The sequence below is a fragment of the Pseudomonas sp. NPDC008258 genome, from assembly GCF_042956345.1.
GTDB lineage: Bacteria > Pseudomonadota > Gammaproteobacteria > Pseudomonadales > Pseudomonadaceae > Aquipseudomonas.
Map to the genome: position 1 here is coordinate 25,907 of NZ_JBIBGE010000022.1, position 22,082 is coordinate 47,988.

The window sequence follows — 22,082 nt, forward strand, 5'->3', positions numbered from 1 at the left end:
ACCTTGTCTCGCTGGGACTCAGGCCACACGCGGGGCAATTCTGCGTACCCCTTGGCATAGCTACTTTGCACACGCTTCATGATCAACCCGCTCGCCGTGGGTTGTGATAGAGATCGGCGAACATGTCGGCCATGGCCTCTTCGCTGGGCTCGTCCTGCTGCTGCACATTGACCGCGCGGGAGACCAGCTGGTGGCCACGCGGCAGGTGCAGGTCGTCAGGAATGCGCGGGCCGTCGGTGAGGTAGGCCACGGGCAGTTCATGACTGATGGCAAGGCTCAGCACATCACCGAGGCTTGCCGTTTCATCAAGTTTGGTCAGGATGCAGCCGGCCAGGCCACAACGCTTGTAGCTGTGGTAGGCAGCGGTCAGCACCTGCTTCTGGCTGGTGGTGGCCAGCACCAGGTAGTTCTTCGCGGCAATGCCACGCCCGGCCAGGGTTTCCAGCTGCATGCGCAGGGCCGGGTCGCTGGCCTGCAGGCCGGCGGTGTCGATCAGCACCACACGCTTGCGCAGCAGCGGTTCCAGCGCTGCGGCCAGCGACTGGCCCGGGTCGACGTAGGTCACCGGCACGTTGAGAATGCGGCCCAGGGTCTTGAGCTGCTCCTGGGCGCCAATGCGGAAGCTGTCCATGCTCACCAGCGCCAGGTTCTGTGCGCCGTACTTGAGCACGTAACGGGCCGCCAGCTTGGCCAAGGTGGTGGTTTTACCCATGCCGGCCGGGCCAACCATGGCAATCACCCCGCCCTCTTCGATCGGCTCGATTTCGGGGATTTCAATCATGCGGGCCAGGTGGGCCAGCAGCATGCGCCAGGCTTGGCGAGGCTCTTCGATTTCGTTGGTCAGGTCCAGCAGCTCGCGGGCAATCGGCCCGGACAGGCCGATGCGCTGCAGGCGGCGCCACAGGTTGGCCTGCTGCGGTTTGCTGCCTTGCAGTTGGGTCCAGGCCAGCGAACCCAGCTGCACTTCAAGCAGCTCGCGCAGGCCCGACAACTCGGAGCGCATGGCATCGAACAGGCGCGGGTCGACCGGCGCCGCAGCGGGGGCGGCGGCAGCCTCAGGGGCATCGACGTGCGGCTCGATCAACGGCTCGGCGGCGGTCAACGACTGCCCGGCAAACAATTGGCGGTTGTTGTCGCTGCTGTCCTGCCGGTGGTCCAGCTCGGCCTGGGCAGTGGCAATGCGCGTATGGGTCTTGCGCAGCTCTTCTTCCAGCTCGGCGTTGGGCACACGCGGGGCCAGGGCGGACAGCTTGTAGTCCAGCGCGGCCGTCAGTTCGACACCACCGGCAATGCGGCGGTTGCCAATGATCGCGGCATCGGCGCCCAGCTCATCACGGACCAGCTTCATGGCCTGACGCATATCGGCGGCGAAAAATCGCTTAACTTGCATTATCCACTACCTCAGCCGTTAGGGCCCACGGTGGCAACGATGGTGACTTGCTTGTTGTCCGGTATTTCCTGATACGCCAGAACATGCAAATTCGGTACAGCCAGGCGACCGAAACGCGACAGCATGGCGCGGATCGGGCCGGCGACCAGCAGGATGGCCGGCTGGCCCTGCATTTCCTGGCGCTGGGCCGCTTCGATCAGCGAACGTTGCAGCTTCTCGGCCATGCTAGGCTCCAGAAGAACACCATCTTCCTGACCCTGCCCGGCCCTTTGCAGACTATTGAGCAAAATCTGTTCCAACCTTGGCTCCAGGGTAATCACAGGCAGCTCGGACTCAACACCGACAATGCTTTGCACGATGGCGCGACACAATCCGACGCGCACTGCCGCCACCAGCGCGGCGGTATCTTGACTCTTGCCGGCGTTGTTCGCGATCGCTTCGGCGATGCTGCGAATATCGCGCACCGGCACCTGTTCCGACAACAGTGCCTGTAGCACCTTGAGCAGGCCCGACAAGGAAATGACACCTGGCACCAGCTCTTCTGCAAGTTTAGGCGATGCCTTGGCCAGCACCTGCAACAGTTGCTGGACCTCTTCGTGGCCGATCAGCTCATGGCAGTGCTTCTGCAGGATCTGGTTGAGGTGGGTGGCCACCACGGTACTGGCGTCGACCACCGTATAGCCCAGCGATTGCGCCTGGGAGCGCTGGCCGACGTCGATCCACACGGCCTCCAGGCCAAACGCCGGGTCGCGTGCGGCAATGCCGTTGAGGGTACCGAACACCTGCCCCGGGTTGATCGCCAGCTCGCGGTCCGGGTAGATCTCGGCCTCGGCCAGGATCACCCCCATCAGGGTCAGGCGATAGGCGCTGGGCTGCAGGTCGAGGTTGTCGCGAATATGCACGGTGGGCATCAGGAAGCCCAGGTCTTGCGACAACTTCTTGCGCACACCCTTGATCCGCGCCAGCAACTGCCCTCCCTGGTTGCGGTCGACCAGCGGGATCAACCGGTAGCCAACCTCCAGGCCGATCATGTCGATGGGCGTCACATCGTCCCAGCCAAGCTCCTTGGTCTCTTGCGCGCGCTGTGGCGAAGGCAGCAGGTCTTGCTGGCGCTGCGCCTCTTGCTGCGCCTCCAGCTTGGCCTTGTTCTGCTTTTTCCACACCAGCCAGGCACCGCCACCGGCCAGCAGGCCGAGGCTGAGGAAGGCCACGTGCGGCATGCCCGGTACCAGGCCCATGACGATCATCAGCGCACCGGACACCGCCAGCGCCTTGGGCGAATCGAACATCTGCCGGTTGATCAGCTTGCCCATGTCCTCGGAGCCCGAGGCGCGGGTGACCATGATCGCCGCTGCGGTGGACAGCAACAGTGATGGCAATTGCGCCACCAAACCGTCACCAATGGTCAACAGGGCGTATACCTTGCCGGCATCGCTGAAGGTCATGCCGTGTTGCAGCATGCCGATCAGCATGCCGCCGATCAGGTTGATGAACAGGATCAGCAGGCCGGCGATGGCGTCACCGCGGACGAACTTGCTGGCACCGTCCATCGAGCCGTAGAACTCGGCCTCCTGGGCCACCTCGGCACGGCGGTGCTTGGCCTGCGCCTGGTCGATCAGGCCGGCGTTGAGGTCGGCGTCGATGGCCATCTGCTTGCCGGGCATGGCATCCAGGGTGAAGCGTGCGCTCACTTCCGAGATACGCCCGGCACCCTTGGTCACCACCACGAAGTTGATGATCATGAGGATGGCGAACACCACGCCGCCGACCACGTAGTTGCCGCCGATCACCACTTCACCGAAGGCCTGGATCACCTTGCCGGCAGCGCCGTGGCCCTCCTGGCCATGCAGCATCACCACCCGGGTGGACGCCACGTTCAGGGCCAGGCGCAGCAGCGTGGCCACCAGCAGGATGGTGGGGAATGCGGCGAAGTCGAGCGGGCGCAGGGCGTAGACGCACACCAGCAGCACCACGATCGACAGGGCGATGTTGAAGGTGAAGAACACGTCGAGCAGGAACGGCGGTATCGGCAACATCATCATTGCCAACATCACCAGCAGCAACAGCGGCACGCCCAGGTTGCCCCGGCCGAGCCCGGCCAGGTTGTTGCGGGCATTGCTGATTAACTGAGTGCGATCCACCGCGAGTCCTCTTGATGCAAAACTTTGACGCCCAAGGGGCATCTGCGGCTGGCATTGCAAGAAGCTTTCCAACTTTGCAGGGCAGGAGATTTATGTTGCCTGCACTGGCCTCTTCGCGGGCATGCCCGCTCCCACAGGTACAGCGCCGCACTTGAGAGCAGTGAAATCCCTGTGGGAGCGGGCGCGCCCGCGAAAGGGCCAGTGGCCCCGGCACAAGGTCAACTGTCGCGGCGCAGGTCTGGCGGGATCGGCAGGTCGTCTTTCAGAGGCTCTGGCCGCTTGCCCTTGCCGGCACGGTACTGACGGATCTGGAACACGTAGGCCAGCACCTGCGCCACCGCCAGATACAAGCCCGCAGGAATTTCCTGCTCAGGCTCGGTGGAGTAATAGATCGCCCGCGCCAACGCTGGCGATTCGAGGATCTGGATCTTGTGCTCCACGCCAATCTCGCGAATCTTCAAGGCCATGAAGTCGGTACCCTTGGCCAGCAGCAGCGGCGCCGTGCCGCCCTTTTCCGGGTCGTACTGCAAAGCCACCGCATAGTGCGTCGGGTTGGTGATGATCACGTCGGCCTGCGGCACCGCCGCCATCATGCGCCGCTGCGACACCTCGCGCTGCAACTGGCGAATACGCTGCTTGACCTCGGGCTTACCCTCGCTGTCCTTGTATTCGTCGCGCACTTCCTGCTTGGTCATCTTCATTTTCTTGTGCGTCTGGTACAGCTGGAACGGCACATCCGCCCCTGCAATCAGCAGCAGCCCGGCCGACATCCACAGCGCACTCCAGCCCACCACCTGCAGGCTATGGATGATCGCCTGTTCCAGCGGTTCGTTGGCGATCGACAGCAAGGCCTGGCGATCGTTGATCAGCACCACCACGGCCACCACCAGGATGACGAAGAACTTGGCCAATGCCTTCAGCAACTCGGTCAGGCTGTTCATCGAGAACATGCGCTTGATGCCCGACAACGGGTTCATGCGGCTGAACTTGGGCTCCAGCAGGCTGCCGGAAAACAGGAAACCGCCCAAGGCGATGGGGGCCACGAAGGAAATCACGAACAGCAGGATGAGTATCGGCTGCACCGCCCAGATCGCCATCTTGCCCGAGGCCAGCAGAAAAGCCCCCATGGCCCGCTCATCGACGATCACCTCGCGGGTCAGGCTGAAGTTCATGTGCATCAACGCCAGCAGCGTCTCGGCCAGGTGGCCGCCGAACGCCAACAAGCCGCCGGCGCCAGCCAGGGTCACCGCCACCGTGTTCAGCTCCTTGGAGCGCGCAATCTCGCCTTTCTCGCGGGCGTCGCGCTTGCGCTTGTCGGTGGGGTCTTCTGTCTTGTCCTGGCCACTCTCGCTTTCAGACATGCTCAGCGCGCCCTCGCCAGTTCACGCAGCCATTGCAGTGCTTCGCTGGCCAATGCCTGGTAGTGCGACAGCACATCGGCCAGACCAACCCAGAAAATGAACATACCCATGACCAGGGTCAGCGGAAAACCGATGGAGAAAATGTTCAGCTGCGGCGCGGCACGGGTCATCACGCCAAAGGCGATGTTCACCACCAGCAAGGCGGCAATCACCGGCAGGATCAGCAGCAAGCCGGCCGCGAACACCCACCCCAGGCGCCCCGCCAGCTCCCAGTACTGGTTGACCACCAGCGCATTGCCCACCGGCAAGGTGGTGAAGCTCTCGGTCAGCACCTCGAACACCACCAGGTGACCGTTCATCAAGAGGAACAGCACGCTCACCAGCATGGTCAGGAACTGGCTGATCACCGTGACGTTGACGCCGTTGGCGGGGTCGACCATCGAGGCGAAAGCCATGCCCATCTGCACCGCGACGATCTGACCGGCGATCACGAAGGCCTGGAACAGCAACTGCAAGGCCAGGCCGAACAGCGCACCGACAATGATCTGCTCGGCACACAACAGCAAGCCGCGCAGGCTCAACGGGTCGAATTCGGGCAACGGTGGCAGCGCCGGCACGATGACCACGGTAATGGCCACGGCCACGTAGAGGCGCACCCGCGCCGGCAGCATGCGGGTACCGTAGATCGGCATGGTCATCAGCACCGCCGTCACCCGGAACAACGGCAGGATGAACGTGGCAACCCAGGTGCCGATCTGCGTGTCGGTCAGCTCCAGCATCGCCAGATCAACCTATCAGTTGCGGAATGTTGGTGTAGAGCGTGGTGATGTATTCCATGAACTTCTGCACCAGCCAAGGCCCGGCAACGATCAGCGTGATCAGCATCACCAGCAGACGCGGCAGAAAGCTCAAGGTCTGTTCGTTGATCTGCGTGGCGGCCTGGAACATCGCCACCACCAGGCCCACCAACAGGCTCGGCACCACCAGCACGGCAACCATCAGGGTGGTCAGCCACAAGGCATCACGGAACAGGTCGACAGCAACTTCAGGTGTCATCGGCGGCTCTCCTTGACGGCGTCAGACGCCGCCGAAACTGCTGGCCAGGGTACCCATGATCAGCGCCCAGCCATCCACCAGCACGAACAGCATGATCTTGAACGGCAGCGAAATGATCAGCGGCGACAGCATCATCATACCCATGGCCATCAGCACACTCGCCACCACCATGTCGATGATCAGGAACGGAATGAAGATCATGAAGCCGATCTGGAACGCGGTTTTCAGCTCGGAGGTAACGAACGCGGGTACCAGGATCGTCAGCGGCACCTGGTCGGGGCCGGCGATGTCGGTACGCTTGGACAGGCGCATGAACAGGTCGAGGTCGCTTTGCCGGGTTTGCGCCAGCATGAAGTCCTTGAGTGGCACCTGAGCCTTGTCGATGGCCTGCTGCGCAGTCATCTGCTCTTTCAGGTACGGCTGCAATGCATCCTGGTTCACCCGGTCGAACACCGGAGCCATGATGAACATGGTCAGGAACAGGGCCATGCCGGTCAATATCTGGTTCGACGGCGTTTGCTGCAGGCCCAGGGCCTGACGCAGGATCGAGAACACGATGATGATGCGGGTGAAGCTGGTCATCAGGATGACGAACGCCGGGATGAAACTGAGCGCCGTCATGATCAGCAGGATCTGCAGGCTGACCGAATACTCCTGCTGCCCGTCCGCACCATTGGACAGGGTGATGGCCGGGATCGACAACGGGTCGGCGGCCAGGGCCAGTGGCGCGGCCAGCAGCAGCGCCAGGGTCAATAACGTACGCAGCGCGCCGCTCATCACGTGTTGTCCTTAGGGTTCTTGCCCATCAGCTCCATCAGTCGCTGGGCAAACTCCGGCGTCGCCTGACGGGCGCTTTCTGGCACAGCCACAGGCTCGGCCAGCACATGCAAGGCTTCGATACTGCCGGGGGTATGGCCGATCAGGATCTGCTCCTTGCCCACCTGCACCAGCAGCAGCCGGTCACGCGGGCCGATGGCGCGGCTGCCGACAATCTCGATCACCTGCCCGCCCTTCACCGCTGTGCTTTGCAGGCGGCGCAGTAGCCAGGCCAGGAGGAAGATCAGGCCCACCACCAGCAGCAGGCCGAATACCATCTGCGCCAACTGCCCGCCCAGGCTGCCAGGTGGCGAGGCCGGGGTCGCCGCCGGCGTGGCGGCGGCCAGGCAGGCGTGGCTGACCAGCAGCGCCGCGAACGCCGCGAAGGCGCGCATCGTGCCCTTCACTCAGCGCAGCTTCTTGATACGTTCGCTGGGGCTGATCACGTCGGTCAGGCGGATGCCGAACTTCTCGTTGACCACCACCACTTCGCCATGGGCGATCAGCGTGCCGTTTACCAGCACGTCCAGCGGCTCGCCGGCCAGGCGGTCAAGCTCGATCACCGAGCCCTGGTTCAGCTGCAGCAGGTTACGGATGTTGATCTCGGTGCTGCCCACTTCCATGGAAATGCTCACCGGGATATCCAGGATCACGTCCAGGTTCGGGCCTTCGAGGCTGACGTTTTCGTTCGGCTTCGGCGAGCTGGCGAACTCCTCCATCGGCAGGCGGCCAGGGCCACCGCTGCTGCCGACATCACCGCCCAGCAGTGCATCGATATCGGCCTGCCCGGCCGAGCCGGTTTCTTCAAGGGCCGCAGCCCACTCATCGGCCAGCGCCTGGTCTTCTGCGGAGGTGATCTCGTTTTCGTTAGCCATGGTTTCCTCGACAGGCATTCAATTCGTTGTAAGCGACCGGCACGCCGTCAGCGGCGCTCGATCGGGTCGATGATTTGCAGGGCCAGGTTGCCCTTGTGCGAGCCCAGCCGCGCCTTGAACGCCGGCACGCCGTTGGCGCGCAGCACCAGGTGCTCGGGCAGCTCCACCGGGATCACGTCGCCAGGCTGCATGTGCAGGATGTCACGCAGCTTCAGCTGGCGCCGGGCAACGGTGGCGGTCATCGGCACGGCCACGTCCAGCACGTCTTCGCGCAGGGCCTTGACCCAACGCTCGTCCTGGTCGTCCAGGTCGGACTGGAAGCCGGCATCAAGCATTTCACGCACCGGCTCGATCATCGAGTACGGCATGGTCACGTGCAGGTCGCCGCCACCGCCGTCCAGTTCGATGTGGAAGGTGGACACCACCACCGCCTCGCTGGGGCCGACGATGTTGGCCATGGCCGGGTTGACCTCGGAGTTCATGTACTCGAAGGTAACCGGCATGATCGCCTGCCAGGCTTCCTTGAGGTCGACGAAGCACTGGTCCAGCACCATGCGCACCACGCGCAGCTCGGTGGGGGTGAACTCTCGGCCTTCGATCTTGGCGTGCCGGCCATCGCCACCGAAGAAGTTGTCCACCAGCTTGAACACCAGCTTGGCGTCGAGGATGAACAGCGACGTGCCGCGCAGCGGCTTGATCTTGACCAGGTTGAGGCTGGTGGGCACGTACAGCGAGTGCACGTATTCGCCAAACTTCATCACCTGCACGCCACCCACGGCCACGTCGGCGGAGCGGCGCAGCAGGTTGAACATGCTGATGCGGGTGTAACGGGCGAAGCGCTCGTTGATCATTTCCAGGGTCGGCATGCGACCCCGCACGATACGGTCCTGGCTGGTCAGGTCGTAGCTTTTGATACTGCCAGGCTCGGATGCACTTTCGGTCTGCACCAGCCCGTCGTCGACGCCGTGCAACAGGGCATCGATTTCATCCTGGGACAGCAGGTCCTGTACGGCCATTGCGGACTCCTACTGCAATACGAAATTGGTGAACAGCAACTGGTCGACGACCGGCTTGCCGACTTCCTTCTGCGCCACTTCCTGCACCACGGCAGTGGCCTTCTGGCGCAGCATCTCCTGCCCCACCGGGCTGCTGGCCAGGGTGTCGAAGCCTTGCCCGGAGAACATCATCACCAGGTTGTTGCGGATCACCGGCATGTGCACCTTGAGGGCGTCCAGATCTGCCTGATTGCGTGCCTGCATGGTGATGCTCAGCTGCATGTAGCGCTGGCGGCCATTCTGGTTGAAGTTGACCACGAAGGCCGGGGTGAGCGCCTCGTAGATGGCCGCAGGCTTGACGTTGCTGGCCGCAGGCTCGGCGGCCGGGGCCGGCTCGCTCTTGTGCATGATGAACCAGGTAGCGCCCACCGAAAGGCCGATCGCCAGCAACAGGCCGACAACGGCCAGCAGGATCAGCTTGAGTTTGCCTTTAGCGGCGGGGTCTTTCACTGCTTCGCTTTTCGCCATGCCAATAATCCGTCGTCCATCGGGGGTTCAAGGGAGGATGGCTTGGCTTGAGCAAGTGTTATGCCAGATTTTGCAGAAGATGGGTTTCAGCAGGGTTTGCGGTGTTGCCTTCTTCGCGGGCTCGCCCGCTCCCACAGGTACTGCACAGGTGTCGAAATCGGTGAAATTCCTGTGGGAGCGGGCGAGCCCGCGAAGAGGCCGGCACAGCAAAAAACTGGGTCAGGCGTAATAATCGACCGCACTGTCGCCGACAATCACCTGCTGCTCCACAGGCCGGGCGCTGTCCACCACCTCACCCCCACCCTGCTCCGCCCGCCGCGCGGCTACGCCAGACAAGTTGCTGCCCTGCGCCTGCCCCTGCTGCTGCTGTTGCCCACGCGACTGGTCGGCCACGTTCACATCCGGCTGGGCCAGCCCCTGCTGGGCGAACAGCTCGCGCAGGCGGTGTACCTGGCTGTCGAGGGCATCACGCACACCGGCGTGGCCGCTGATGAAGGTGACCTGGGTCGACTGGTCCGTCGCTACATTGACGCGAATGTCCAGGCGGCCCAGCTCGGCGGGCTCCAGTTGGATATCGGCCGACTTGAGGTTCTGGCTGGACAGGTACATGACCCGGTTGACCAGGCCCTCCGCCCAGGCGCCCTGGTTCATCGGCAGTGGCTGGTGCAAAGGGCCAGCATTGACCGGCACGGCGTTGGCGGTCTTGGCCGTGGCAGCCTGGGTCAGGCTGGCCAGGCGGTTGGCGAAATCATCGATGCGGGTGTCGCTGCTGGCGCTCTTGGTGTCTTTCAAGCCATCTTCGAGCAAGGCACCGAACGCCTTGTCACCCGGCTCACCCCCTTCACCCTCGGCATTCTCGACCAGATTCGCCAAGGTATTGACGGCTGCCTGCCCCTCCTCGCCTTGTGCCTGGGAAGGGTCAAGGGCATGTGCCGAAGTGGAACCCTTGGCCTGGGCACTGTGCTCCAGCGCCAGGCGCAGGGTTGGCAGATTGGCCAGGGGGTCGGCATCAGGGTCAAAGGTTTCTTCGCCAGCAGTTGCTTCGGGCAGCGCCGGAAGCGACGCCTGCGCCGTGGCGGCTTGCAGCACTGGCGCAACTGCCTCGGCCTGGGCCTGGATCAACTGAGCGCCGGGCTGGGCATCGGTAACCTGGCCAGCCACCAGACTGGCATCGCGCAACCCTGTATCAGCCTGCGCCGAATCGTCTGCTGGCAATTTGTTGCCGTCATCGGCAACGGCGCCTTTGTCGGCAGCGTCTTTCTTGCCACCCGCTGCCGCTTCTGGTTTGTCCTTGGGCTTGGCCGGGGCAACCTTGTCATCTTGCCCGGCGGCCTTGTCACGCCCTTGCCTGGCCATCACCAGGCCAAAGCCGTCGCCCTTGTCACCCAGCGCCTGCGCCGGTTTATCCGCCTGCGCGGAGGCCGAACGCGAGGTGCTTGCGATGGCGTTGGCTTGCAACAAAGGGTTGGGTGCGACAGGCATTGAGCGGTCTCCGCGCCAGAAACAAAAAAGTCATCCGGCCATACAGAGGCAAAACTCGCGCCAACTCGCCTGTCAGCCTGCAGAAATCCGCTCCTGCTCACCGCGGTAGAAGTGCTGCACCTCGACATATTCCTGGTCGATGCGGTTGATCAGGTCTTCGATACCATACAGCGGGGGCCGCCGCGCGCGTTCTTCCAGCTGCTGACACAGGTCAGCCAATGCCACTGCGCCCATATTACTGCTGCTGCCCTTGAAACTGTGGGCAGCAGCACCGAGCTCTTCGGCGCTTTTGGCCGCGTGCAGCTGGCTCAGCCGCCGCTCGGAGTCGTCGAGGAATGTTTGCACCAACTGCAGGTAGCCATCCTCCATGACCTCACGCAGGTCACGGAGTACCTTGTGGTCGATATGCATGTCAGTCACTTGTTCACTCCTTGATCAAGCCAGATTATGCCCGAGCCACCCAGTGGCTCACCATACGAACTCCACATGCGCGCAGCGCCCGCCCTCGCTCCAGCGCGCGTCGCTTGCCAGCCGCTGCACCAGTGTCAGGCCACGCCCGCTCAGCCCCTGGTCCAGCGATGGCCGCGAAAGCACGCGCAACACATCGAAACCGTCACCGCTGTCGCGCACCTGGATACTCAGACGCCCGCCGTCGCCATGCGGTTCAACCTTGAAATCAATACGCACAAAACCGTCAGCCAGCACGCCCAGGCGCCGGGCACGCTCCTGATAGTACTCGGCAAAACCGTGCACATCGCGCTTGAGCTTCGAGTCCAGGCCCAGCACGCCATGCTCCAGCGCATTGGAGTACAGCTCGCTGAGGACACTGTGCAAGTTGCCGGTACGTGCGCGCAGGCCATGAATCTCCTGCAACAACTGCACCAGGTAGGGTATGGGATTGAAGCGTTTCAGGCTCTCGCCACGCACCTCGAAGCCCAGCGACCAGTCCAGCGGGCTGGAGCGGCCGCTATCAGAGTAGATCATTGGCGCTGGCACCCGCTCCTCGGCGCTGAACATGCGGATGTCGCACAGGCTGATGTCATCACGCGGCTGCCCGCCAAAACGCTCCAGCGCCTGCATCACTTCGTCGAACAAGTGCACCGGGTCGCGATTCTCGGCCAGCACCGCACGCAGGCGCTGCACCCCGAACAGGCGCTCCTGGTCATCGGCGGTGTCGAGCACGCCGTCCGACAGCAGCAGCAGGCGCTCACCCGGCGCCAATGGCAGCACCTCGGTACTGTCATCAAACCGCTCGGCAGCCAGAATGCCCAGTGGCAGGTGCTGCGAACACAGCGATGACAGCACCTGGCCATCCACCGACAAGCGATAGCCATCGGGCATGCCGCCATTCCACACCTCGACGCAACTGCGCTGCAGGTTGAGGTCGAGCAGCAGCGCACAGCAGAACATGTCCACGGGCAGGATGCGTTTGAGCTTGGCGTTCATCTCGCGCAGGATCGGCGCCATGCCGTAGCCCTTGGCGGTCATGCCGTAGAACACCTCGGCCAGCGGCATGGCCCCCACGGCGGCGGGCAGGCCATGGCCGGTGAAATCGCCGAGCAGCACGCGCATGTCGCCGGCCGGCGTGAACGCGGCCAGCATCAGGTCACCGTTGAACAACGCATAGGGCGATTGCAGGTAGCGAATGTTGGGGGCAGACAGGCAGCCAGAATGGGCGACCTTGTCGAACACGGCCTTGGCCACGCGCTGCTCGTTGAGCAGGTGGTGGTGGTGGCGGGTAATCTGGTCGCGCTGCGCCAGCACGGTGGCCTGCAGCCGGCGCAGGCGGTCCATGGCGCGGATCTTGGCGCCGAGGATCACCGCACTGTAGGGCTTGGCCATGAAGTCATCACCCCCGGCCTCCAGGCAGCGCACCAGGCCTTCCTCCTCGTTCAGCGAGGTGAGGAAGATGATGGGCACCAGAGCCTCGCCAGCCAGGGCCTTGATCTGCCGCGCCGCCTCGAAACCGTCCATGACCGGCATCAGCGCGTCCAGCAGCACCAGCTGCGGGCGCTGCTCGACAAACAGCGCCACCGCCTGCTCGCCGTTTTCTGCGGTGAATACCTGATGCCCCTGACGGCGCACGATCTGCGCAAGCAGCAGGCGGTCGGCGGCACCGTCTTCAGCGACCAGCACGGTCAACGCCTGTTCGGCCGGCATGTCGGCGCTCAGCTGATATCGAAGAGTTTTTCGAAGTTGGAGATGGCGAGAATCTTGCGCACATCGGAGCTGGCGTGCACCACACGCACGTCCGACTCATCGCCGCCCGCATGGTCACGCAGCAACAGCAGCATGCCGAGCGCGGAGCTATCGAGGTAGGTGGTGTCCCTCAAGTCGACGACCACCGAATCGGGCTTTTTATCCTGGCGTTCGTAGGCTTCACGAAATTCCTGATACCTGCCGAAATCGAAGCGCCCCTTGATCTTGATCGTCAGCTTTTTCCCGTCCTGCGAAAAATCAGTCTCGACTGCCATGCTAGCGATTCCTTCGATGATGGCGAATGCAACTCCATTAAGGTTTAGCAGGCGATGGCGGGGGTGGCAAGCACACGGCCCCGCATGCAGCACGGCCTGATGTGGGAGCGGGCGCGTCGAGGCGTCGAACCGCCGCGAAACAGGCAACGCAGTGGATGGCACCGGCTTTGCCGGTGTTCGCGGGCTCGCCCGCTCCCACAAGGGGCCAATACAGACTCAGAAATGGCTTTGCCGGGGCAAGCGCTGGGACAATTCATCCAGCAACCGCTGCTCACGCTTGTCTTCGGCGCGCCGGGCTTCGTCCATGTAACGCTGCACCAGCTTGCGCAACCCCTCCACCCGGGCATAGGCCTGCTGCCATACGCCACGGGCATTGTTCAGGTTGTTCTGGTGCCAGACCAGGCTCTGGCGCTGCTGGGTCATGGCCGTTTCCAGCTGCCCGAGAAAACGCTGGTAGTTGACCAGCCAGCTGCCATTCACGCCCTGCCCGCCACGATTGATCCATTGCAGCTGGTAATCCTCGCGAAAGCGCTCAAGCTCGGCCAGCTTGGCCTGGGACATGGCCACTTGCTGCTGGAAGTGCCCAAGGCGCTGCGCTGCCTTGCGCTCGGCCTCTTCAGCCATGTCCACCACTGGCGCCAGGCGTGCGGCGCGGCCAGGTTGCGCCATGGCCTATCAGCCCGCCGGGGGCGTGAAGATCGCCCCTAGCTGTTCGCGGCTCTGCGCCATGCCCTCGTTGTCCTGCAAGCCCTGGCGCAAAAACGCTACCAGCTTCGCCTGCAAGGCAATGGCCAGGTCTGTTTCCGGGTCGCCGCCGGCCACGTAGGCGCCCACGCTGATCAGGTCACGGCTTTGCGACAGGCGCGACCACAACTGCTTGAACTTTTGCGCCTGACGCAAATGATCAGCATCGACCACCTGGGGCATCACACGGCTGATCGAGGCTTCGATATCAATGGCCGGGTAATGGCCTTCCTCGGCCAGCCGGCGTGACAGCACGAAGTGGCCGTCGAGCACACCCCGCGCCGAGTCGGCAATCGGGTCCTGCTGGTCATCGCCTTCGGACAGCACCGTGTAAAACGCAGTGATCGAACCACCGCCCGGCTCACCGTTACCCGCCCGCTCCACCAGCTTGGGCAGCTTGGCAAACACCGACGGCGGGTAACCCCGGGTAGCCGGCGGTTCGCCGATGGCCAAGGCAATTTCCCGCTGAGCCTGGGCGAAACGGGTTAGCGAATCCATCAGCAGCAGCACGTTCTTGCCTTTGTCGCGAAAGTACTCGGCAATACGCGTGCAATACATGGCGGCGCGCAGGCGCATGAGCGGCGCGTCGTCCGCAGGCGAAGCCACCACCACCGAGCGTTTCAGGCCCTCCTCACCAAGGATATGCTCGATGAACTCCTTCACCTCCCGGCCCCGTTCGCCGATCAGGCCAACCACGATGATTTCCGCTTCTGTGAAGCGGGTCATCATGCCCAGCAACACCGACTTACCCACGCCGGTACCGGCGAACAGGCCCAGGCGCTGACCGCGACCGACCGTGAGCAGCCCATTGATACTGCGGATACCCACATCCAGCGGCTTGCTGATGGGGTCGCGGTTGAGCGGGTTGATGACCGGGCCGTCCATCGGCACCCAGTCCTCGGCCTTCATACCGCCCTTGCCATCCAGCGCACGGCCGGCACCGTCCAGCACCCGGCCGAGCATGCTCATGCCCATGGGCAGGCGGCCACCGTCATCCAGCGGCACCACGCGGGCGCCGGGGGCGATGCCGACGATGCTGCCGACCGGCATCAGGAACACCTTTGGCCCGGCAAAGCCCATGACTTCGGCCTCGACCTGTACCGGGTGGTAGCTGTCGTCGTTGATGACCAGGCAACGGCTGCCCACTGCTGCGCGCAGGCCTTCGGCCTCCAGGGTGAGGCCGACCATGCGCAGCAGGCGGCCTTCGACGACGGGCTGGGCCGGCAGCTCGATAGCCTCGGCGTAACTGCCCAGGCGCTTGCCGAAGCTTGTGCGTTCAAGGTGCATCAGTGGCTTCCACGGGGGTGTCCAGGTCTACCGACATATCCGGCGCTGCCGGGTGCAGCGCGTGGTCATGCAGTTGATCGAACAGTTGCGCGACGGTTTTTTCAATGCGCGTTTCCATGGTGGCATCGATGCGACTGTGAAGCGTCTCGATACGGCAGCCACCGGGCAGCAGCGCGCTGTCTTCAAGCAGCCGCCAGCTTTCCTCATGGCGTTCGCGCAGCGCCTTGGCCAGCTCGAAATCCTGCGGATTAAGGTGAATACGGATATTGTCCGCGCCCATGGGCAGCAGCTTGAGGGCTTCGCGCAGCACCTGGGTTATCTGGCTGGAATCATTACGCAATTCGCGACCGATGACCTGGCGGGTCATGTGCGCCACCAGGTGTACGAGGGTTTTCTCGATCTGCGTGTCTTGCTCGGCGATCGGCTCCATGAGGTGGCCCATCAACTGTTCGAGGCTGCCAAGCTTGGCGTTCAGGGCCTCTTCAGCCTCCTGGCGAACCTTGAGCTGGGTGCTGTGAAAGCCCTCGCGCTCACCGGTAGCAAAGCCTTCGTTGTAGGCTTCCTGCCGGATGGCTTCGAGCTCCTCCAGCGTCAGCGGCTGGACTTCCTCCAGCGGCACTTCCTCGACTTCTTCAACAACTTCAGGTTCGGGTTCGGGCTCGGGTTCGGGCTCCGGCTCCGGATCGAAGCTGGGCAGCGTCCACACATCCACGCCCTCGAGGTCGCGGGCGCGGATCAGGTCGCTGGGGTGGTGTTCTTTGGTGGGCATGTTTTCAAATACTCAACAAGCTTGTTTGACCCACACGGGCCTCTGTGGGAGCTGGCTTGCCGGCGATCAAGGGCGCAGCCCTTGCCAGACAACGCCGATTCCTGGACCGGCCTCATCGCCGGCAAGCCAGCTCCCACAAGGACCGCACCAGCCCCAACAATTCCTTTACCTGACCTGCTTGATCAGATCATTTCCTCGGCACCCTTGCCACCGAGCACGATCTCGCCGGCTTCGGCCATGCGGCGCGCGATGGTGAGGATTTCCTTCTGCGCCGTTTCCACGTCGCTGACCCGTACCGGCCCCTTGGCCTCCAGGTCGTCGCGCAGCAGCTCCGAGGCACGCTTGGACATGTTCTTGAAAATCTTGTCCTTGACCCGCTCGTCGGCGCCCTTGAGCGACACCACCAGCACGTCGGACGACACTTCGCGCAGCAGCGCCTGGATGCCGCGGTCGTCGACGTCGGCCAGGTTGTTGAAGACGAACATCAGGTCTTCGATCTGCTCCGACAGGTCGCTGTCGACTTCGCGGATCGCGTCCATCAGCGCACCTTCCACGGAGCTGTCGAGGAAGTTCATGATGTCGGCAGCACGCTTGATGCCACCCAGGGTGGTGCGCGCCGCGTTGGAGTTGCCCGAGAACTGCTTCTCGAGGATCTGGTTCAGCTCCTTCAACGCTGCCGGCTGTACGGTGTTCAGCGAGGATACACGCAGGACGATGTCCAGGCGCACCTTGTGGTCGAAGTTGCTCAGCACTTCGCCGGCCTGATCGGGGTCGAGGTAGGCCACCACGATGGCCTGGATCTGCGGGTGCTCGTAGCGGATCACGTCGGCGACCGCACGCGGCTCCATCCATTTCAGGCTGTCCAGCCCGCTGGTGTTGCCACCCAGCAGGATGCGGTCGACCAGGCCGTTGGCCTTGTCCTCGCCCAACGCCTGGTTGAGCATCTTGCGGATGTAGGCATCGGAGCCCACGCCCAGGCTGGTCTGGTCGCCCACGATGTCGACGAACTCGCTCATCACCTGCACAACCTGGTCACGGTGCACATTGCCCATCTGCGCCATGGCCACGCCCACCCGCTGCACTTCCTTGGGGCCCATGTGCCGCAGCACCTGGGCCGCATCGGTTTCGCCCAGCGAAAGCAGAAGGATCGCCGCCTTGTCCACGCGGCTCAGCTTGGCGGTAACGGCTCGGTTATCACTCATCGGCGTTGATCCAGTCTTTGACGACCTGGGCTACACGGCCCGGGTCTTCGGCCACCAGGCCTTTGATTGCGTTGAGCTGTGCCTCATAACCCTCGCTCGGGCTAGGCAGCAGAATGCTTGTCGGGCCACCCAGGCTGACGCGGTCGTTGGCCAGTTCGCCATCCAACCCCACCATGCCGCCCAGCTCCATGTCGCTATCCGAGGCAGCCTGCTTGCCGCCCCCTGTGATGTTGTTGAGCACCGGCCGCAGCACGCCGAACACCAGCACCAGGATGAACACCACGCCCAGCACCTGCTTGACGATGTCCCAGAACCACGGCTGCTGGTAGAACGCGATTTCGGCAACTTCCTCGCCACGGTCAGCGGCGAACGGCACGTTCATTACCGTTACGCTGTCGCCACGGCTGGCATCGAAGCCGACCGCGTCCTGCACCAGGCGGGTAAAGCGTGCCAGGTCCTCGGCGCCCCATGGCGCACGGGTGGTGTCGCCGGTAGCCGGGTCGACCTTGACCTGATCGTCCACTACCACCGCCACCGACAGGCGGGTCATGCGCCCCTGCTGCTGACGGGTGTGGCTGATGGAGCGGTCCAGCTCGAAGTTCTTTGTGCTTTGCTGGCGCTTGTCCGACGGGTACGGCGCAAGCATCGGCTGACCGGTGGCCGGGTCCATGATCTGCTGGCCGTTGGCGTCCACCAGTGGCTGACCAGGCTGGATGGCGGCAGCCGGAGTGGCTGCGCCACCGGTGGTTTGCGGAGCCGAGGCAGCACCAGGCGGCTGGTTGCTCAGCGCGCCGGGCACGCCTTGCGGGCCTTGGCTGCTGGCACGCTGCTCGTCGACCGACTGCTCGCTGCGCAGCGCAGGCTGGTCGGGGTTGAACTGCTCGGCGGTCGATTCGACGGCGCTGAAGTCCAGGTCGGCAGACACTTCAGCCTTGTAACGGTCATTGCCCAGCACCGGCTGCAGGATGTTGCGCACACGCTGGGTAAGCATGCTTTCCACGCGGCGGCTGTAGTCGTACTGCTTGCCGGCTTCGGTCAGGGCAGAGTCCTGTAGCTGCTCGGACAGCAAGTTACCCTTCTGGTCGACCACGGTGACCTGCGACTTGTCCAGCTCCGGCACGCTGGTGGCGACCAGGTTGACGATGGCCATCACCTGCCCGGCTTCCAGGGCGCGGCCCGGGTACAATTCAACCAATACCGAGGCACTGGGCTTGCGTTCGTCACGCACGAACACCGAGCTTTTCGGAATCGCCAGGTGCACGCGGGCAGCCTTCACGTTGTTCAGGCTGGACACAGTACGCGCCAGCTCGCCTTCCAGGCTGCGGCGGTAGCGGGTGGCTTCCATGAACTGGCTGGTGCCCAGGCCCTGCTCCTTGTCGAGCAGTTCAAAACCGACATTGCCGTCGCTGGGCGCCACGCCGGCGGCTGCCAGTTTCAGGCGCGCACGGGAGAGGTCGTCGGCCTTGACCAGCAGAGCGCCCGAGTTGGGCTCCACGTTATAGGGGATATCGGCAGCGGCCAGGGTGTCCATGACCTGCTTGGTGTCCATGCCCGACAGGCTGCCGTACAGCGGACGGTAATCGGGTTGTTGCGACCACAGCACCACGGCAAAGCCGATCGCCACGCTGGCCGCCAGGCCAACCATGAGGCCAACCTGACGCAGCATGGGCATCTGCGCGATGTTTTCCAGAAACGCCATGCCCGGCACCGGCGATTTGGACGCAGGCTTGCCGCTTTTGGCAGGGGCGTTTTCGACGACTGCTTCAGCCATGGTTTACGTCCGTCCTCAAACCGGCATCTGCATGATGTCCTGGTACGCCTGGACCAGCTTGTTGCGCACCTGGGTCATGGCCTGCATCGAAACGCTGGCCTTTTGCGAAGCGATCATCACGTCGGTAAGGTCGACGCCGCTCTTGCCGATCTCGAAGGCGTTGGCCAGCTGGGTCGAGGCCTGCTGCGTCTCATGCACCTTGCCGATGGCCTGGCCGAGCATGTCGGCAAAGGTACTCTGGCCAGGTGCCAGCTCGGGGGCAGCCGTGACTTTCGGCAGCGACATGGCATCGGCCTGCATGGCCCGCATGTCCAGCATCAGACGATTGAATTCAACACCTTGGCTCATGACCTTTCTCTCTCCTGCGGCCACATTTTTTTGACACTCATGCGGCGGATAGCCTACGTAAAGCAACAAAGGTGCCAGCCTTGGCAACTAAGGCGTGTGCCATCACACGGCCCCTGTGGGAGCGGGCGTGCCCGCGAACACCGGCGCAGCCGGTGCTGGACACCGCGCTGGATTCTTCGCGGGCGCGCCCGCTCCCACAGGGAACCGCGCTGCAGCGAAGTGAGTTGCTCCTCAGCCGAACAGGCTGGCCTCGACGTCGAAGCCGGCATCGCGCATCTGCGCCAGTTTGTAACGCAAGGTGCGCGGGCTGATGCCGAGGCGCTCGGCCGCCTCTTTGCGGCGGCCACGCTCGGTGCGCAGGGTATCGATGATCATCTGGTATTCATGCCGGCGCATGTCATCGCCCAGCCCACTGGCCTCAGCTGGCATCTCACGTGATGGCTCAGTGCCAGCTGACAATGGAATGACGCCAGCCAGGCAGAAATCCGCCGCCTCGATCACCCCACCCTGCTGCAGGATCAGCGCCCGCTGCAACGCGTTGTCCAGCTCACGCACGTTGCCCGGCCAGGCATAGGCCTGCAGGCAAGCGCGCGCCTGTGGCGATAGCTGCACCGGGGCGTGCTTCATCTTGGCCACATGGCGCGCCAGCAGGCGCTCGGCCAGTTGCAGGATGTCACCCGGGCGCCCGCGCAGCGGCCGCCAGGCCAGGGGGAATACCGAAAGCCGGTAGTAGAGGTCTTCACGGAAGCGCCCGGCCGCCACTTCGCCCGCCAAGTCACGGTTGGTGGTAGCCAGCACGCGAATATCGAGGCTGACCGGCTTGCGCCCACCTACCCGCTCCACCTCGCGCTCCTGCAACACACGCAGCAGCTTGGCCTGCAAGGCCAGCGGCATTTCCGAGATCTCGTCGAGCAGCAAGGTGCCGCCTTGCGCCTGCTCGAATTTGCCGGCCTGGGCCGCGATGGCGCCGGTAAAGGCGCCCTTTTCATGACCGAACAGGGTGGCCTCAAGCATGTTGTCGGGAATGGCCGCGCAGTTGATGGCCACAAAGGGCTGCGCCGCCCGCGGCGATTGCTGGTGGATGTAGCGCGCCAGCACTTCCTTGCCCGTACCGGACTCACCGGAGATCAATACCGTCGATTCACTGCGCGCCACCCGCGCAGCCAGCTCCAGCAACTGGCGGCTGGCAGGCTCGCAGGCCACCGGGCCTTCATCGTCAGCCACTCGCCCGGCAGCATGCCGCTCGACCAGGCTGAGCAACGCCTTGGGTTCGAACGGCTTGACCAGGTAGTCGGCAGCGCCTTGACGCATGGCCTCGACGGCGCGCTCGACGGCGGCGTGCGCGGTCATCAGCAACACCGGCAGCTGAGGTTGCTGGCGACGCAGCTGTGCCAACAGTTGGTGCCCGTCCATGCCAGGCATGTTCACGTCACTCACCACCAGGCTGAACGCCTCGTCCAGCACAGCCTCCAGTGCCTCCTCGGCGCTGCCCACCGCCTGGTAGGCGAAGCCGCCGATTTCCAGGGTGTCGCCCAGCGCCTGGCGCAATACGCGGTCGTCCTCGACCAGCAGCACCTTGACCATTACGCGCCCTCCGCCAATAGTCCGTCGATCAACGGTAATTCCACCCGCACACAGGTACCGCGGCCCAGCTTCGAGCGCAGGCTGATCGCGCCCTGGTGCGCACGCACCACCGCCTGGACCACGGCCAGCCCCAGGCCGGTACCGGTCGCCTTGGTGGTGAGGAATGGCTCGCCCAGGCGAGCGAGCAACTCTGCGTCGATGCCACTGCCAGCGTCGCTTACGCACAGGTGCAGGGTGCGCTCGCGACGGAACAGATGCACCTTGAGCCGCGCCGGGCCGTCGCTGGCCTGCAGGGCGTTTTCGATCAGGTTGAGCATTGCACCTACCAACGTGTCGCGGTTGCACAGCAGCTCACCCAGGTGGCTGTCGCACTGCCAGCGTACGGCGTGCCCCTGCACATGCGACTGGGCCGCCTGTTGCAAGGCCTGGAACAATGCCTTTGGGGTAACCCGGTCATTGAGCGGCAACTCGCCACGGGCAAACACCAGCATGTCGCGCACCTGGTGCTCCAGCTCGTGCAGGCGCTCCTTCAAGGTACCGGCAAAACGCTGGCGGGTTTCCACGCTCAGGCCTTGTTCGCTGTCGGCCAGGTGGCTGGCGTAGAGCATGGCGGCCGACAGCGGCGTGCGGATCTGATGCGCCAGCGAGGCGACCATGCGCCCCAGCGACGACAGCCGCTCGTGGCGGGCCAGCTGGTCTTGCAGGCGACGGGTTTCAGTCAGGTCGTTGAGCAGCACCAATTGGCCGGGCTCGGCGTCCAGCGAGCGGGTCGCGATGGACAGGCGGCGGCCGTCGCGCAGCGAGACTTCATGGCCATCGTCCTTGCGCGGGGCGAAACTGCGAGCGATTACCTGGCGCCAGAGCTGGCCGATCAGCGGCTCGCCCAAAAATTCGCAGGCAGCCGGGTTGGCTTCACGCACCAGCCCCTGGCCATCGATCACGATCACCCCGCCAGGCAGAAGGTCCAGCAGGTTTTGCAGGCGGTTGGCCAGGCGTTCCTTTTCGCTGAGTTCGTCGATGCGCTGTGCACTGACCACGGCCAGCTCGCCCTTGAGTTCGCTGACCCGGGCTTCAAGCAGGCTGTAGGACTGGCTCAGCTGGCTGGACACCTGATTGAACAGGGCGAAGGCGTGCTCGATACCCTGGTGGCTGTCCTGCTCGACCGGGGTTTGCCCCTGCTGATTGGGGGCTCGGGATACGTGGGCGGCCTGGGGCATCGTGCTCTCTCGCGTGGCTGACCGTCATAAAAACGGTGTGTT

22 protein-coding genes are annotated in these 22,082 nt (G+C 63.9%); all 22 read right to left on the bottom strand.

All coding sequences use genetic code 11. From position 1 onward, the window contains the following. Window positions 1-82: 82 nt before the first annotated feature. The 22 genes from flhF to ACFY9W_RS18315 all read right to left on the bottom strand — a co-directional run bounded on the left by flhF (window position 83) and on the right by ACFY9W_RS18315 (window position 22,040). A complete protein-coding gene (flhF, locus tag ACFY9W_RS18210) occupies window positions 83-1,390 on the bottom strand; it encodes a flagellar biosynthesis protein FlhF (RefSeq protein ID WP_391132659.1) in 1,308 nt (435 codons plus the stop codon). Window positions 1,391-1,401: 11 nt separating this feature from the next. Then, complete coding sequence (gene flhA / locus ACFY9W_RS18215; protein ID WP_391132661.1) at window positions 1,402-3,531, bottom strand: flagellar biosynthesis protein FlhA; 2,130 nt, start codon at window positions 3,529-3,531, stop codon at window positions 1,402-1,404. A 218-nt stretch (window positions 3,532-3,749) separates the two neighbouring features. Continuing rightward, on the bottom strand, window positions 3,750-4,892 hold the full coding sequence (gene flhB / locus ACFY9W_RS18220; protein WP_391132663.1) for a flagellar biosynthesis protein FlhB: 1,143 nt from the start codon (window positions 4,890-4,892) through the stop codon (window positions 3,750-3,752). 2 nt (window positions 4,893-4,894) lie between these two features. Continuing rightward, window positions 4,895-5,671, bottom strand: coding sequence for a flagellar biosynthetic protein FliR (fliR, locus tag ACFY9W_RS18225; RefSeq protein ID WP_391132664.1), 777 nt, complete (start codon window positions 5,669-5,671; stop codon window positions 4,895-4,897). A gap of 7 nt (window positions 5,672-5,678) precedes the next feature. Continuing rightward, entirely contained in the window at window positions 5,679-5,948 is a 270-nt protein-coding gene (fliQ, locus tag ACFY9W_RS18230; RefSeq protein WP_012273497.1) for a flagellar biosynthesis protein FliQ, read from the bottom strand. A 21-nt stretch (window positions 5,949-5,969) separates the two neighbouring features. Then, entirely contained in the window at window positions 5,970-6,725 is a 756-nt protein-coding gene (fliP, locus tag ACFY9W_RS18235; protein WP_391132667.1) for a flagellar type III secretion system pore protein FliP, read from the bottom strand. Beyond that, on the bottom strand, window positions 6,725-7,159 hold the full coding sequence (gene fliO / locus ACFY9W_RS18240) for a flagellar biosynthetic protein FliO (RefSeq protein ID WP_391132669.1): 435 nt from the start codon (window positions 7,157-7,159) through the stop codon (window positions 6,725-6,727). Before fliO ends, fliP begins: the two co-directional genes overlap by 1 nt. Window positions 7,160-7,171: 12 nt before the next feature. Next, window positions 7,172-7,639, bottom strand: coding sequence for a flagellar motor switch protein FliN (fliN, locus tag ACFY9W_RS18245; RefSeq protein ID WP_391132671.1), 468 nt, complete (start codon window positions 7,637-7,639; stop codon window positions 7,172-7,174). 47 nt (window positions 7,640-7,686) lie between these two features. Continuing rightward, window positions 7,687-8,655, bottom strand: coding sequence for a flagellar motor switch protein FliM (gene fliM / locus ACFY9W_RS18250; protein ID WP_012273501.1), 969 nt, complete (start codon window positions 8,653-8,655; stop codon window positions 7,687-7,689). Window positions 8,656-8,664: 9 nt separating this feature from the next. Then, on the bottom strand, window positions 8,665-9,162 hold the full coding sequence (gene fliL / locus ACFY9W_RS18255; protein ID WP_391132674.1) for a flagellar basal body-associated protein FliL: 498 nt from the start codon (window positions 9,160-9,162) through the stop codon (window positions 8,665-8,667). Window positions 9,163-9,381: 219 nt separating this feature from the next. After that, window positions 9,382-10,644 carry a flagellar hook-length control protein FliK gene (locus ACFY9W_RS18260; protein WP_391132676.1) on the bottom strand — a complete coding sequence of 421 codons (1,263 nt, stop codon included), beginning with the start codon at window positions 10,642-10,644 and terminating at the stop codon, window positions 9,382-9,384. A 72-nt stretch (window positions 10,645-10,716) separates the two neighbouring features. Continuing rightward, window positions 10,717-11,064, bottom strand: coding sequence for an Hpt domain-containing protein (locus ACFY9W_RS18265; RefSeq protein WP_391132678.1), 348 nt, complete (start codon window positions 11,062-11,064; stop codon window positions 10,717-10,719). 48 nt (window positions 11,065-11,112) lie between these two features. Next, a complete protein-coding gene (locus tag ACFY9W_RS18270; RefSeq protein ID WP_391132680.1) occupies window positions 11,113-12,804 on the bottom strand; it encodes a SpoIIE family protein phosphatase in 1,692 nt (563 codons plus the stop codon). Between the two features lie 8 nt (window positions 12,805-12,812). After that, entirely contained in the window at window positions 12,813-13,118 is a 306-nt protein-coding gene (locus ACFY9W_RS18275) for an STAS domain-containing protein (protein WP_391132682.1), read from the bottom strand. A 216-nt stretch (window positions 13,119-13,334) separates the two neighbouring features. Next, the gene (fliJ, locus tag ACFY9W_RS18280; RefSeq protein WP_391132684.1) at window positions 13,335-13,787 is read right to left on the bottom strand and encodes a flagellar export protein FliJ; all 453 of its coding nucleotides are present in this window, start codon (window positions 13,785-13,787) and stop codon (window positions 13,335-13,337) included. Between the two features lie 6 nt (window positions 13,788-13,793). Further along, window positions 13,794-15,149 carry a flagellar protein export ATPase FliI gene (gene fliI, locus ACFY9W_RS18285; RefSeq protein WP_391132686.1) on the bottom strand — a complete coding sequence of 452 codons (1,356 nt, stop codon included), beginning with the start codon at window positions 15,147-15,149 and terminating at the stop codon, window positions 13,794-13,796. Next, a complete protein-coding gene (gene fliH / locus ACFY9W_RS18290; RefSeq protein ID WP_391132688.1) occupies window positions 15,139-15,918 on the bottom strand; it encodes a flagellar assembly protein FliH in 780 nt (259 codons plus the stop codon). Before fliH ends, fliI begins: the two co-directional genes overlap by 11 nt. Window positions 15,919-16,100: 182 nt before the next feature. Then, window positions 16,101-17,120 (bottom strand): flagellar motor switch protein FliG, encoded by a 1,020-nt coding sequence (fliG, locus tag ACFY9W_RS18295; protein ID WP_391132690.1) that lies wholly within the window; start codon window positions 17,118-17,120, stop codon window positions 16,101-16,103. Further along, window positions 17,113-18,891 carry a flagellar basal-body MS-ring/collar protein FliF gene (gene fliF / locus ACFY9W_RS18300; RefSeq protein ID WP_391132692.1) on the bottom strand — a complete coding sequence of 593 codons (1,779 nt, stop codon included), beginning with the start codon at window positions 18,889-18,891 and terminating at the stop codon, window positions 17,113-17,115. The genes fliG and fliF overlap by 8 nt, the downstream gene beginning before the upstream one ends. A 15-nt stretch (window positions 18,892-18,906) precedes the next feature. Continuing rightward, entirely contained in the window at window positions 18,907-19,239 is a 333-nt protein-coding gene (fliE, locus tag ACFY9W_RS18305) for a flagellar hook-basal body complex protein FliE (protein ID WP_003254438.1), read from the bottom strand. A gap of 231 nt (window positions 19,240-19,470) precedes the next feature. Beyond that, on the bottom strand, window positions 19,471-20,823 hold the full coding sequence (locus tag ACFY9W_RS18310; protein WP_391132695.1) for a sigma 54-interacting transcriptional regulator: 1,353 nt from the start codon (window positions 20,821-20,823) through the stop codon (window positions 19,471-19,473). Then, entirely contained in the window at window positions 20,823-22,040 is a 1,218-nt protein-coding gene (locus ACFY9W_RS18315) for an ATP-binding protein (protein WP_391132696.1), read from the bottom strand. Before ACFY9W_RS18315 ends, ACFY9W_RS18310 begins: the two co-directional genes overlap by 1 nt. Window positions 22,041-22,082: the final 42 nt, after the last annotated feature.